The following is a 13,213-nucleotide window of genomic DNA, read 5'->3' on the forward strand; positions in this document are numbered from 1 at the left end:
ACCGAACCGGAGACGACCCCCATCATGGATCTGCAACTCAAGGACAAGGTGACCCTGATCACCGGCCCGGCCAAGGGCATGGGCGCCGCCATCACGCTGGCCTTCGCCCGCGAAGGCGCGAAGCTGGTGCTGGCCGGGCGCGACACCGCCGCCATCGAACCCGTGGCCGAGCAGGCCCGCGCCCTGGGCGTGGCGGCCATCGTGGTGCCATGCGACCTCACGGTGGCGGCGCAGACCGAGGCGCTGGCCGCGCGCGCCCTGGAGGCCTTCGGCCGCATCGACGTGCTGGTCAACGTGGCCGGCGGCTCGGGGCCGATCGGCAAGACCGGCTGGGAGACCACGGCGGAGGAATTCAACGAGATCGTGCAGCTCAACATGACCGGCTGCTTCAACACCATCCACGCGGTGCTGCCCTCGATGATCGAACGGCGCAGCGGCAAGATCGTCAACGTCGGCGGCACCTTCGGCCTGCGCGGGCGCGCCGGTCGGATGGCGTACTCGGCCTCCAAGTGGGGCCTGCGCGGCATCACCAAGAGCTTCGCGCTCGAGGCCGGCCCGCACAACATCAACGTCAACAACGTCGCCCCCGGCATGGTGGACGGCCCGCGCTTCCGCGAGAAGGTCTGCGCCGACATGGCCAGGAAGCTGGGCATCACGCTGGAGGAGGCGATGACGCGCCATGCCGCCGACTACGCGCTCAAGCGCGTCTCCACCGACGCCGACATCGCCCACGCCTGCCTCTTCATGGCGAGCGAGCTCTCGCGCCAGATCACCGGCGTCGACCTGCCCGTCGATGGCGGCTGGGCCGCACTCTGAACCCACACGCACGAAAACGGATTTGCCATGACCAAAGAAGTCGACCTCGTCATCCGCGGCGCCCGCGTGGTGTCCCCAGACCAGATCATCGAAGCCTCCGTCGCCATCGCCGGCGAGCACATCGTCGCCGTCGGCCACGACGACACCATGCCCCCCGCGCGCGCCGAGATGCGCGCCGACGGCCTGCACCTGCTGCCCGGCGCGATCGACAGCCACGTGCACTTCCGCGACCCGGGCTATCCGAACAAGGAGACCTGGAAGACCGGCTCGGCGGCCGCCGCGCTGGGCGGCGTGACCACCGTCTTCGAGATGCCCAACACCAACCCGCCCACGGGCACGGTCGAGGCGCTGCGCATCAAGCAGAAGGCCGCCGAGTCGTCGTACTGCGACTTCGGCATCCACGGCCTGCTGGGCGACGAGAGCATCGACCAGCTCGAGGCCCTGCTCGAGGCCGGCGTGACCAGCTTCAAGGCCTTCGTCGGCAACACCTTCGGCAACCTGCCCGCGCCCACCGATGGCGCGCTGCTCGAGGGCTTCGAGATCCTGGCGCCGCTGGGCATCCGCACCGTGGTGCACGCCGAGAACTCGTCGATCCTGTTCCGCCGCCAGAAGCACCTGCTGGACGCCGGCCGCCACGATGCCATGGCGCACCTGGCGGCGCGTCCGGCGGTGGCCGAGATCGAGGCCATCAACCGCGTGCTGACGCTGGCCGAGTGGACCGGCGCGCGCGTCCACATCGCGCACCACAGCGCGGCCGACTCGCTGTTCCTGCTGCGCGAGTTCAAGCGCCGCGGCGTCGACGTCACGGCCGAGACCTGCCCGCAGTACCTGCTGCTCAACACCGACCACATGTTGAAGCTCGGCGGCGTGATGCGGGTCAATCCGCCGATCCGCGAGGCGCGCCACAACCAGCCGCTGTGGGACGCCCTGATGGACGGCACGCTCGACATGATCGCCACCGACCACGCCCCGCACACGCCCGAGGAGAAGACGCGCGAGAGCATCTGGGCCTGCGACTGCGGCTTCCCCGGCGTCGAGACGCAGATGCCATTGATGCTGACCGAGGTCAATCGCGGCCGCGCCTCGCTGATGGACTATGTCCGCTGGAGCGCCGTGGCGCCGGCCAAGGCCTGGGGCCTGTATGGCACCAAGGGCGTGATCGCGCCCGGCGCGCATGCCGACATCGCCTTCGTCGACATGTCGCGCAGCGGCACGCTGTCGCAGAACAAGCTGCAGAGCACATCCAAGATCTCGCCCTGGAACGGCCGCGCGGTGCAGGGCTATCCGCTGCACACCTTGCTGCGCGGGCGCTTCGTGATGCGCGAGGGCCGGCTGGTCGAGGAGGCCGTCGGCTGGGGCCGCTCGGTCAAGGGCATCCAGCGGATGCCGACGGCGAAGCCGCGCAACACCGAGCACTACAGCAGCGCCATCAGGACCGCGCCCGAAGGCATTCCGAGCCACGCCGTGCCGCTGGTGGACGCATTGTGAGCACATCCGCTGACGGCGCCAGGGCGCAGCGGGTCGAGGTCTTCCGGGTGGCTTGCAGCGGGCCGGGCGATCTCTCCGGCGTGCAGGCGCTGGTCGATGCGGGACGGCTCGATCCGCGCACGGTCGTCGCCGTGATGGGCAAGACCGAAGGCAACGGCTGCGTCAACGACCACACGCGCGACTTCGCCGCCACCGCCTGGTGCCACTTCCTCGCACCGCATCTCGACTGCACGGCCGCGCAGGTCCACGCGCGCGTCGCGCTGGTGATGTCGGGCGGCACCGAAGGCGTGCTGTCGCCGCACTTCACGGTCTTCACGCGCCGCTGGATCGCGAGCGGCGCGGATGGCGACGCCGGTGACGGCGGCACCGGAGCGATCCCGCCCGGCGGGAAGCGGCTGGTGATCGGCACCGCGCAGACGCGCGACTTCAGGCCCGAGGAGCTGGGCCGCATGGCGCAGGTCGAGGCCACCGCCGAGGCGGTGCGCGAGGCGATGCGCGAGGCCGGCATCGATGATGCCGCCGATGTCCATTTCGTGCAGGTCAAGTGCCCGCTGCTGACCTCGGCGAAGGTGCTGGACGCGCAGCGGCGTGGCCAGGCCACCGTCACCGGCGACACCTATGCGTCGATGGGCTGGTCGCGCGGCGCCTCGGCGCTGGGCGTCGGCCTGGCGCTCGGCGAGTTCGCCGCCGTGGACGACGCCGCGATCCTGGGCGACGATGCGCTGTACTCGGCGCGCGCCTCCGCCTCGGCCGGCATCGAGCTCGAGGGCAATGTCGTCATCGTGCTGGGCGAGGCGGCGGGCAGCCTGTCGGCCTATCGCATCGCCCATGCGGTGATGCGCGACGCCATCGACGCCCGCAGCGTGCGGCGGATGCTGCAGGAGGCCTTCGGACTCGACGCCGAGCGCGATGCCGAGGCCATCGCCGCGCGGCTCGTGAACCTGCTGGCCAAGGCCGAAGCCAGCCCCGACGGCCTGGTGCGCGGCGCGCGCCACACCATGCTCAACGACTCCGACATCAACGCCACGCGGCATGCCCGCGCGGCGGTGGGCGGCGTGCTGGCCTCGGTGGTGGGCCACGTCGCGCTGTATGTCTCCGGCGGCGCCGAACACCAGGGTCCGCCCGGCGGCGGCCCGGTCGCCGCGATCCTCGCCACCCCTTCCTGAAAGCACCCACGCCATGAGCCCTGCCTTCATCCAGCTGTCGGACGTGATGCTGCGCTATGGCGCCGGCACCGTCGCGCTCGACCACACGACGCTGGGCATCGACGAGGGCGATTTCGTCGCCCTGGTGGGCCCGAGCGGCTGCGGCAAGTCGACCATCCTGAAGCTGGTCGCCGGACTGCTGCGGCCGAGCGCCGGCGCGGTGATCGCCGGCGGACGCGAGGTCGGCGCCGTCGGCACCCGGCCGGCCGCCGGCGCGCATGCCTCGATGGCGCCGCGCCTGCGCATCGGGCTGGCGTTCCAGAACCCGACCATGCTGCCGTGGCTCACGATCCGCGACAACGTCATGATCCCGCTGAAGATCGTCGAGCCGTTCCGCCAGGACTTCAAGCGCAAGCGGCGCGGCGAGTACACCGACCGCGTCGAGGCCCTGCTGGCCCAGGTCGGGCTCAAGGGCTTCGGCGACAAGCGACCCTGGCAGCTCTCCGGCGGCATGCTGCAGCGCGCCTCGCTGTGCCGCGCCCTGGTGCACGAGCCCGAGCTGCTGCTGCTCGACGAGCCTTTCGGCGCGCTCGACCAGTTCACGCGCGAGGAGCTGTGGGACATCATGCAGAAGCTCTGGATGGACCGCCGCCCGACGGTGCTGCTGGTGACGCACGACCTGCGCGAGTCGGCCTACCTGGCCAACCGCATCTGCGTCATGAGCTCGCGCCCCGGCCGCATCCTGGAGACGCGCGATGTCGGCTTCGCCCGGCCGCGCACGCTCGAGAGCAGCTACGCGCCCGAGTTCGCCGCGCTGGTGCAGCAGCTGCGCATGCGCATCGCCGAGGCCCGCCGCGATGGCGACGCGACGCCATCGGCGTCCGCCACGGCGGCCGTCGCCCGGATCGGCGAGGTGGCGGCATGAACCGGCTCTCCCCGCTCGCGCGCCAGCGCCTGCTGTCGGTGGTCGCCTTCGTCGGCTTCTTCGCGCTGTGGGAGCTGGTCTGCATGGCATTCGGCGTCTCCGACCTGATCCTGCCGCGGCCCAGCCAGATCGCCGCCGTGCTGATCGAGAAGATGCCGCTGCTGTGGCCGCACGCGCTGCAGACGCTCTACACGACCTTCCTGGGTTTCGCGCTGGGGGTGCTGGCGGGCATCGTCGTGGGCGTGGGCATCGGCTCCTCGAAGCTGGCCTACGACGTCACCTATCCGCTGCTGGTGGGCTTCTCCAGCATCCCGAAGGTGGCCGTGGTGCCGCTGTTCGTGGTGTGGTTCGGCGCCGGCACGGTGCCGGCGATCCTGACGTCGATGGTGATCAGCATCTTCCCGGTGGTCGTCAACGTGGCGACCGGACTGGCCAGCACCGAGCCGGAGCTGGAGGACGTGCTGCGCGTGCTCGGCGCGCGCAAGCGCGACATCCTGTGGAACGTCGGCCTGCCGCGCGCCATGCCCTATCTCTTCGCCTCGCTCAAGATCGCCATCACGCTGTCCTTCGTCGGCACGGTGCTGGCCGAGACGGTGGCCTCGAACAAGGGCATCGGCACCGTGATGATGATCGCCAGCGGCAACTTCGACGTGCCGATGGTGTTCGCCGGGCTGTTCCTGCTGGCCGCGATGGGCATCGTGCTGTATGCGCTGTCGTCGCTGGTCGAGCAGCGCGTGACCGGCTGGTCGCAGCGCAAGACCGACCTGGCGATGGGCTGACGCCGTGACGATCTCCCCCACGACTTCCCTGATCCCTTGCTCGACCTCCTCGCGAAGAACCGCCATGCACCATCGTCTCTCCCGCCGGGCCGCGGCCCTCACCGTCACACTCGCCGCGCTGGCCACGCTCGGCGTCGTCCCCGCCGCCGCGCAGGCGCCCACGCCGATCAGGTTCGTGCTCGACTGGAAGCTCCAGGGCATCCACGCCTGGTACTACCTGGCCGAGGACAAGGGCTACTTCGCGCAGGAGAAGCTGGCCGTCGCCATCGACCAGGGCGATGGCTCCTCGGCCGTCGTGACCAAGATCATGGCCGGCGCCTACCAGGCCGGCGTCGGCGACGTCAACGCCATCGTGCAGAACGCCTCGGCCAAGCCCGGCGCGGCGCCGGTGATGGTCTACATGCTCTACAACCGAGCGCCGTTCGCGCTGATCGCCAAGGCCGGCGGCCCGATCCGAACGCTCAAGGACCTCGAGGGCCGCACGCTGGGCACGCCCGCCGGCGGCGCCGCCGCGCGCATGTTCCCGGTGATGGCGGCGCGCGCGGGCATCGACGCGCAGAAGGTCAAGTGGACCAACGTGGCGCCCAACCTGCAGGAGCAGCTGCTGCTCAAGGACCACGTCGATGGCGCGGCGGTGTTCTCGGTCACCAGCTACATGAACCTGGTCGCGCAGGGCGTCGACCCCGACAAGGACATCCGCTGGTTCCATTACGCCGACCACGGCGTGGAGCTCTATGGCAACGGCGTGATGGTCTCGCAGCAGCTCGCGCGCGACAACCCGCAGGCCGTCGCCGGCCTGGTGCGCGCCATCAACAAGGCGGTGCGCGACACCGTGGCCGATCCCGACGCGGCCATCGCGGCCCTCATGAAGCGCGAACCGCTGCTCAACCAGGCGATCGAGAAGCGCCGGCTGACGTACGCGCTCAAGACCGTCATGCTGACGCCCGAGGTCGCCGCCGACGGCCTGGGCGATGTCGCCGACGCCCGCTTCGCGCGCTCGTTCCTGCAGCTGCAGCAGGCCTTCGAGATGCCGCGCGTGCCGACCGCCGCCGAGGTGTTCGACCGCCGCTTCCTGCCCCCCGTCGCCGAGCGCCGGATGGCGATGAAATGACCGCGCCCGCCGCGACCACAGCGATCGCCGCCGACATCGACTGCGCCTGGGCCCTGGCCGATCCCGGGGCCGAGCCGGCCCGCGCCGACGTGCGCATCCGCATCGCGCCGGACGGGCGCATCGCCACGCTCGACGCGCTCGGCCATGCCGCGACCGGGCGTCGCCTGCTGGCGCTGCCCGCGCTGGCCAACGCGCACGACCACGCGCGCACCTTCCGCAGCGCCACGCTCGGTGCCTTCGGCCAGCCGCTGGAGGGCTGGCTGCCGTTCCTGGGCGTGGTGCCGGGCATGGATCCGTACCTGTGCGCGGCCACGTCCTTCGCGCGTTCGGCGCGCCATGGCGTGACGCACCTGATGGTCCATTACACGCGCGTGCAGGGCGGCATGCCCTATGTCGACGAGGCCCGCGCCGTGGCCCGCGCGGCAGGCGACGTCGGCGTGCGCATCGGCTTCGCGGTGTCGATGCGCGACCGCCACGGCATCGGCTACGCGGACGACGCGGCCGTGCTGGCGGCGCTCAGGCCGGGCATCCGCGACGCCGTGGCCAAGCGGCTGGCGGCACCGCCGGTCGCGCCGGCCGCGCAGCTCGCGCTCGTGGACGAGGTCTGCGCCATGGTGGCGGAAGAGGGCCATGCCCACCACGTCACCGTCCAGTACGGGCCGACGGCGGTGCAATGGTGCAGCACGCCGCTGCTCGAAGCCATCGCGCGGGCCTCGGCCGACACCGGGCGGCCCGTGCACATGCACCTGCTGGAGACGCGCTACCAGCGCGACTGGGCCGATGCCGCGCATCCCGGGGGCGTCGTCCGCTTCCTCGACGACATCGGCCTGCTGAGCCCGCGCCTCACGCTGGCGCACTGCACCTGGGCGCGGCCGGACGAACTGGCGCTGTTGGCCGAACGCGGCGTCACGCTGGCGGTCAACACCAGTTCCAACCTGGGTCTGAAGTCCGGCATCGCGCCGCTGCCGGAGATGCTGCGGCAGGGCTGCCGCGTCGCCATGGGGCTCGACGGCCTGGCCCTCGACGAGGACGACGACGCGCTGCGCGAGCTGCGGCTGGCCTTCGCGCTGCATCGCGGCTGGGGCTACGACACCACGATGACGCCGCGCCAGCTGTGGGCCTTCGGCGCCGGTCACGGGCCGCGCAGCGTGGCCGGAGCGGCCGCGCGCGGGCAGGGCCGCATCGCGCCCGGCGAGCCGGCGGACATCGTGCTGCTGGACTGGGACGCGCTCGACGACGATGCCCTGTTCGCCGACACCGACCCGCTGGACCTGCTGCTGGCACGCGCCCACGGCGCGCACATCGCGCGGGTGCTGGCCGGCGGGCGCGCGATCGTCGAGCATGGCCGGGTGCTGGGCATCGACGAGCCGGCCCTGAAGGCCGAGCTGCTGGCGCGCACCCGCCACGCCCTGGCCGCCGATCCGGCCCACGCCGCCTGGCGCGAGGATGTCCGGGCGCTGGCCGACGACCTGGCGCCGTTCTATCGTCGTGGCCTGTTCGGCGGCTGCTGCGGCTGAACCCCGTCGCCCCGTCCTCCGTCCTTCCCGACCGACCTTTTTCCTCTCCATCGACCCCATGACCCGACTCAAGATCACCGCCGGCGGCCTCGAATTCATCGCCCTGACCCATCCCGACGCGCCGCGCACCGTGGCGGCGTTCCTCTCGCTGCTGCCCTACCGCCAGCAGTTGATCCACGTGCGCTGGAGCGGCGAGGGCTGCTGGGTGCCGCTGGGCGAGTTCAGGCTGGAGGCCGACGGCGCGCCGGTCGGCTTCGAGAACCACACCAGCCACCCGTCGGTGGGCGACATCCTGTTCTATCCGGGCGGCTACAGCGAGACCGAGATCATCCTGGCCTATGGCGCCTGCAGCTTCTCCAGCAAGATGGGCCAGCTCGCCGGCAACCATTTCCTCACCATCGTCGAGGGGCGCGAGCAGCTGCGCGCGCTCGGCGAGCGGGTGCTGTGGCAGGGCGCCCAGGACGTGCTGTTCGAACTCGCCTGACCGGCCCCACGGCGCGTCGGCCGGGCCGATGCGCCTAAAATCGCGCCTCCCCGAGGAGCGTTGCAGCGGAGCGCGTCGCGCCCCGCCAGGCTCGGGCGTGTTCCCCCCTGCAACGACGCTCGCCTGAACCTCCGCGAACCAGGTGAGTCCATGCCGTCGTCCTCCAGCCCCGCCACTTCCGCCGCCACATCCACCGCCGCCGTCCCGGCGATGAAGCTGTCGGGTCTCGAACCCGTGCAGATCGGCGAGGGAACCTTGTTCGTCAACATCGGCGAGCGCACCAACGTCACCGGCTCCAAGGCCTTCGCGCGCATGATCCTGAACGGCCAGTTCGAGGAGGCCCTGGCCGTCGCGCGCCAGCAGGTGGAGAACGGGGCCCAGGTGATCGACATCAACATGGACGAGGCCATGCTCGACAGCAAGGCCGCGATGGTGCGCTTCCTGAACCTGATCGCCTCGGAGCCCGACATCGCGCGCGTGCCGATCATGGTGGACAGCTCCAAGTGGGAGGTCATCGAGGCCGGCCTGCGCTGCATCCAGGGCAAGGGCATCGTCAACTCGATCAGCATGAAGGAGGGCGAGGACCAGTTCCGCCACCAGGCGCGGCTGCTGCGCCGCTATGGCGCCGCGGCGGTCGTGATGGCCTTCGACGAGAAGGGCCAGGCCGACACCTACGAGCGCAAGGTCGAGATCTGCGAGCGCGCCTATCGCATCCTGGTCGACGAGATCGGCTTCCCGGCCGAGGACATCATCTTCGACCCCAACATCTTCGCCGTCGCCACCGGCATCGAGGAGCACGACAACTATGCGGTCGACTTCATCGAGGCCACGCGCTGGATCAAGCAGAACCTGCCCGGCGCCAAGGTCTCGGGCGGCGTCAGCAACGTCAGCTTCAGCTTTCGTGGCAACGATCCCGTGCGCGAGGCGATCCACACCGTGTTCCTGTATCACGCCATCAAGGCCGGCATGGACATGGGCATCGTCAACGCCGGCATGGTGGGCGTCTACGACGACCTGGAGCCGGTGCTGCGCGAGCGGGTCGAGGACGTCATCCTCAACCGCCGAGCCGATGCCGGCGAGCGCCTGGTCGAGGTGGCCGAGACCGCCAAGAGCGGTGCCAAGGACGAGAGCCGGCGCAACGACTGGCGCGGCACGCCCGAGGCGCCGGTGAGCGTGGGCGACCGGCTCAGCCACGCGCTGGTCCATGGCATCACCGAGTTCATCGTCGAGGACACCGAGGAGGCGTATCGCGGCATCCTGGCCGGGGGCGGGCGTCCGCTGCACGTCATCGAGGGCCCGCTCATGGACGGCATGAACGTGGTGGGCGACCTGTTCGGCGCCGGCAAGATGTTCCTGCCCCAGGTGGTGAAGTCGGCCCGGGTCATGAAGCAGGCCGTGGCCCACCTGCTGCCCTACATCGAGGAGGAGAAGCTGCGCGACGAGGCCGCCGGCCGCGACGTGCGCACCAAGGGCAAGATCGTCATCGCCACCGTCAAGGGCGACGTCCACGACATCGGCAAGAACATCGTCACGGTGGTCCTGCAGTGCAACAACTTCGAGGTCGTGAACATGGGCGTGATGGTGCCCTGCCACGAGATCCTGGCGCGCGCCAAGGTCGAGGGGGCGGACATCGTCGGCCTCTCCGGCCTCATCACGCCGAGCCTGGAGGAGATGCAGTACGTCGCCGGCGAGATGCAGCGCGACGACCATTTCCGCATCAGGAAGATCCCGCTGATGATCGGCGGCGCCACCACCAGCCGGGTGCACACGGCCGTCAAGATCGCGCCGCACTACGAGGGCCCGGTGGTCTACGTGCCCGACGCCTCGCGCAGCGTCAGCGTGGCGCAGTCGCTGCTTTCCGACCAGGCCGCGAAGTACATCGACGAGCTCAACGTCGACTACGACAAGGTGCGCCTGCAGCACGCGAACAAGAAGCAGACGCCGCTGTGGCCGCTGGCCAAGGCGCGCGCCAACCGCACGCCGATCGACTGGAGCGGCTATGTCCCGCCGGTGCCGAAGTTCATCGGCCGGCGCGTCTTCCGCAACTTCGACCTCACCGAGCTGGCCAAGTACATCGACTGGGGCCCGTTCTTCCAGACCTGGGACCTGGCCGGGCCGTTCCCGGCCATCCTGAAGGACGAGGTGGTCGGCACCGAGGCCGTGCGCGTCTACGCCGACGGCCAGCGCATGCTCAAGCGCCTGATCGAGGGCCGCTGGCTCAGCGCCAGCGGCGTCGTCGGCTTCTGGCCGGCCAACAGCGTCGACGACGACGACATCGCGCTCTACACCGACGAGACGCGCAACGAGGTCGCGCTGACCTGGCACGGCCTGCGCCAGCAGACCGAGAAGCCGGTTATCGAAGGCGTGCCGCGCCCGAGCCGCTGCCTGGCCGACTTCGTGGCGCCGCGCTCGAGCGGACTGAAGGACTACGTGGGCATGTTCGCCGTCACGGCGGGCCTGGGCGTGGAGAAGAAGGAGAAGTACTTCGTCGACGATCTCGACGACTACTCGGCCATCATGCTCAAGGCACTGGCCGACCGGCTGGCCGAGGCCTTCGCCGAGGCCCTGCACCATCGCGTGCGCACCGACCTCTGGGGCTATGCCGCCGGCGAGGGCCTGAGCAACGAGGAGATGATCGCCGAGAAGTACCGCGGCATCCGTCCGGCGCCGGGCTATCCGGCCTGTCCCGACCACAGCGTCAAGCGCGCCATGTTCGATCTCATGGGCTGCGCCGACATCGGCATGACCCTGACCGAGAGCCTGGCCATGACGCCGGCGGCCAGCGTCAGCGGCTTCTTCCTGGCGCATCCCGACTCGACGTACTTCAATGTCGGCAAGATCGGCCACGACCAGCTGGCCGACCAGGCTGCGCGCCGCCATCAGCCGGAGTCGGAGCTGGAGCGCCTGCTGGCGCCCAACCTGTAGCCAGGCCAGGCCAGCCGGGGCCGGCGCCTCAGCGGCGCCGCAGCAGCAGCGCCTGGCGCAGCATGCGGGCGGCGCGGTCGCGGATCTTGCCCGGCATCAGGCGATGCGGTCGCGCGGGCTGCGCCTGCGCGCTGCGGCAGGCGCCCAGGAAGTCGTCGAGGATCGCGGTGTCGTCCACCGTGCTCACGGTGCTGCCGGGGCGGTGGAACTCCGGATGCCACTGCGTCGCGGCGATGTAGCCGCCGCCGGTGCGACCGGCGACGCGGCGGATCGCCTCGGGCACGCGGTCGGGATAGCTCCAGGCCTCGACCTCGAAGCCCGGCGCCAGATCCTTGATGCCCTGGTGATGGATGCTGTTGACGCGGGCATGCGCCACGCCGGGATAGAGCCTCGACAGCCGGGTGCCCTCGACCAGTTCGATGTCGTGGAAGTTCTGGTCGTAGCTCACCGGATCGCGATGGCGCAGCGCGTTGGGATGCTGCGTCTCGATGTCCTGGAACAGCGTGCCGCCGAAGGCCACGTTGATGAGCTGCAGGCCCCGGCAGACGCCGAAGATCGGCTTGCCGGCCTGCTCGAACGCCTCCACCAGCGCCAGGTCGTAGAGGTCGCGGATGCGGTCGCCGATCCACGCCTCGCGCAATGGCACCTCGCCATAGCTGCCGGGCCAGACGTCGGCGCCGCCGTGCATGACGACGCCGTCGAGCCATTCGGCGTAGTGCGAGAGCTTGGTGTCGCCGCGCGCGGTGGCGCCGGTCGGGCAGGGCACCATCACGACCATCGCGCCGGCGGACATCAGCCAGTGCGCGATCGACTGCTCGACATACTGCAGCGTCTTGTTGGTGAACAGCGGGCGGGACGGATCGGCATGCTGGAAGCAGGCGGAGAGACCGATCTTGAGACGGCCGGCGACAGTCTGGGGCATGGTGCGGGAACCCGCCGGGCGGGCGTGGGGACAGCGGAGGAAATCCATTGTGACCAGGCCGGGCCGTGGACGGGTCGGACGGCATCCTCAATGTCTCCGGGCCGCGACAGTCGGTGGTGGGTCGGCATCCCGTGGCGATTGACAGCATCGATGCGATCCACACGATGGCTCGTTAAAAGCTATAATCCTGGGTTCGTTTCGATATCACGACGAAGCATTTCGTCTTCCCTGCTGGCTGGCCCGGCGATCCCGTCACCAGGATCATCGGGCTTCCCGCCTCCCCAGCCAGCCGCACAGTGTGTTGGAGCGCCACGGTCCTTGCGGACCAGGCGTCCATGTGTGCCACCACTGCCTTCGTGCCTGTTGAAGCGAACCGCGCGCTCGTTAGGCGCCGCGGCCGGTCCGTATCGACGCCATCACGGCCGGCCCCGTCCCGTTCTCAACTGTATTCAGCGCATTCGCGGCGTCGCGGTGCGCAAGGCTTTCATGGACATCATTCAACACAGCGTGGCGATGGGTAAATACCTCGTCTCGCCCCTGATCAAGAACCTCGACGACGGTCGTTTCGCCGCCTCGGTCTCGATCCGCTCCGGCCGCGGCAGCGGCATGCACGATCGCGTGATGCGCTTCACGCCACGTTTCACCAGCCATTCGGCGGCCCTGCGCTATGCCGTCGACGAAGGACTGGGCTGGGTGCGCGAACGCACCGGCTCGCGCGTTGTATCGGCATCGCCGGTGCCGTGCGCCGCATGAGCGTTCCGCCCGCCCACCGCATCGTTTTCCCGTCATCACCGTCAACACACATCCAGAGGTAATTCATGGCCAAGGAAGAACTCATCGAAATGAACGGCGCAGTGACCGAAGTCCTGCCCGACTCGCGCTATCGCGTCACGCTCGACAACGGGCACCAGCTGATCGCCTACAGCGGCGGCAAGATGCGCAAGCACCACATCCGCATCCTGGCCGGCGACAAGGTGTCGCTGGAGCTGTCGCCCTACGACCTGACCAAGGGCCGCATCACGTTCCGCCACCTGGAGCGCCGTGGACCGCCGCCGGTCAACTCCGGCAACAACTCGCAGCGTCGCTGATCCCTCCGTGACC

The 13,213-nt window shown here is 70.2% G+C and carries 12 protein-coding genes and 1 riboswitch; of the genes, 11 read left to right on the top strand and 1 reads right to left on the bottom strand.

The window, feature by feature from the left end:
* Positions 1–24: 24 nt before the first annotated feature.
* The 9 genes from AC1MLT_RS13040 (at position 25) to metH (ending at position 11,190) form a co-directional block, all read left to right on the top strand.
* Positions 25–816, top strand: a complete 792-nt coding sequence (locus AC1MLT_RS13040; RefSeq protein WP_481032626.1) for an SDR family NAD(P)-dependent oxidoreductase — start codon at positions 25–27, stop codon at positions 814–816.
* A gap of 27 nt (positions 817–843) precedes the next feature.
* On the top strand, positions 844–2,304 hold the full coding sequence (allB, locus tag AC1MLT_RS13045) for an allantoinase AllB (RefSeq protein ID WP_481032627.1): 1,461 nt from the start codon (positions 844–846) through the stop codon (positions 2,302–2,304).
* Complete coding sequence (gene atzD / locus AC1MLT_RS13050; RefSeq protein ID WP_481032628.1) at positions 2,301–3,470, top strand: cyanuric acid amidohydrolase; 1,170 nt, start codon at positions 2,301–2,303, stop codon at positions 3,468–3,470. The genes allB and atzD overlap by 4 nt, the downstream gene beginning before the upstream one ends.
* 13 nt (positions 3,471–3,483) lie before the next feature.
* Complete coding sequence (locus tag AC1MLT_RS13055) at positions 3,484–4,374, top strand: ABC transporter ATP-binding protein (protein WP_481032629.1); 891 nt, start codon at positions 3,484–3,486, stop codon at positions 4,372–4,374.
* Positions 4,371–5,153 carry an ABC transporter permease gene (locus AC1MLT_RS13060; RefSeq protein ID WP_481032630.1) on the top strand — a complete coding sequence of 261 codons (783 nt, stop codon included), beginning with the start codon at positions 4,371–4,373 and terminating at the stop codon, positions 5,151–5,153. Before AC1MLT_RS13055 ends, AC1MLT_RS13060 begins: the two co-directional genes overlap by 4 nt.
* Before the next feature lie 64 nt (positions 5,154–5,217).
* A complete protein-coding gene (locus AC1MLT_RS13065) occupies positions 5,218–6,264 on the top strand; it encodes an ABC transporter substrate-binding protein (protein WP_481032631.1) in 1,047 nt (348 codons plus the stop codon).
* Positions 6,261–7,781 (top strand): amidohydrolase family protein, encoded by a 1,521-nt coding sequence (locus tag AC1MLT_RS13070; protein ID WP_481032632.1) that lies wholly within the window; start codon positions 6,261–6,263, stop codon positions 7,779–7,781. The genes AC1MLT_RS13065 and AC1MLT_RS13070 overlap by 4 nt, the downstream gene beginning before the upstream one ends.
* A gap of 58 nt (positions 7,782–7,839) precedes the next feature.
* Positions 7,840–8,265, top strand: a complete 426-nt coding sequence (locus AC1MLT_RS13075) for a DUF3830 family protein (protein ID WP_481032633.1) — start codon at positions 7,840–7,842, stop codon at positions 8,263–8,265.
* A 46-nt stretch (positions 8,266–8,311) separates the two neighbouring features.
* A riboswitch (S-adenosyl-L-homocysteine riboswitch) is annotated at positions 8,312–8,393 on the top strand.
* A gap of 82 nt (positions 8,394–8,475) precedes the next feature.
* Positions 8,476–11,190 (top strand): methionine synthase, encoded by a 2,715-nt coding sequence (metH, locus tag AC1MLT_RS13080; protein ID WP_481035014.1) that lies wholly within the window; start codon positions 8,476–8,478, stop codon positions 11,188–11,190.
* A 28-nt stretch (positions 11,191–11,218) separates the two neighbouring features.
* Here metH and AC1MLT_RS13085 read toward each other — a convergent pair whose 3' ends face one another.
* On the bottom strand, positions 11,219–12,112 hold the full coding sequence (locus AC1MLT_RS13085) for a gamma-glutamyl-gamma-aminobutyrate hydrolase family protein (protein ID WP_481032634.1): 894 nt from the start codon (positions 12,110–12,112) through the stop codon (positions 11,219–11,221).
* Positions 12,113–12,598: 486 nt separating this feature from the next.
* On the opposite strand from AC1MLT_RS13085, the gene AC1MLT_RS13090 reads away from it, so the two are divergent.
* Together AC1MLT_RS13090 and infA are read left to right on the top strand one after the other, a co-directional pair.
* On the top strand, positions 12,599–12,865 hold the full coding sequence (locus AC1MLT_RS13090) for a hypothetical protein (RefSeq protein WP_481032635.1): 267 nt from the start codon (positions 12,599–12,601) through the stop codon (positions 12,863–12,865).
* A gap of 65 nt (positions 12,866–12,930) precedes the next feature.
* On the top strand, positions 12,931–13,200 hold the full coding sequence (infA, locus tag AC1MLT_RS13095; RefSeq protein ID WP_429596829.1) for a translation initiation factor IF-1: 270 nt from the start codon (positions 12,931–12,933) through the stop codon (positions 13,198–13,200).
* Positions 13,201–13,213: the final 13 nt, after the last annotated feature.

This window comes from Variovorax sp. PEI5 (assembly GCF_056679935.1).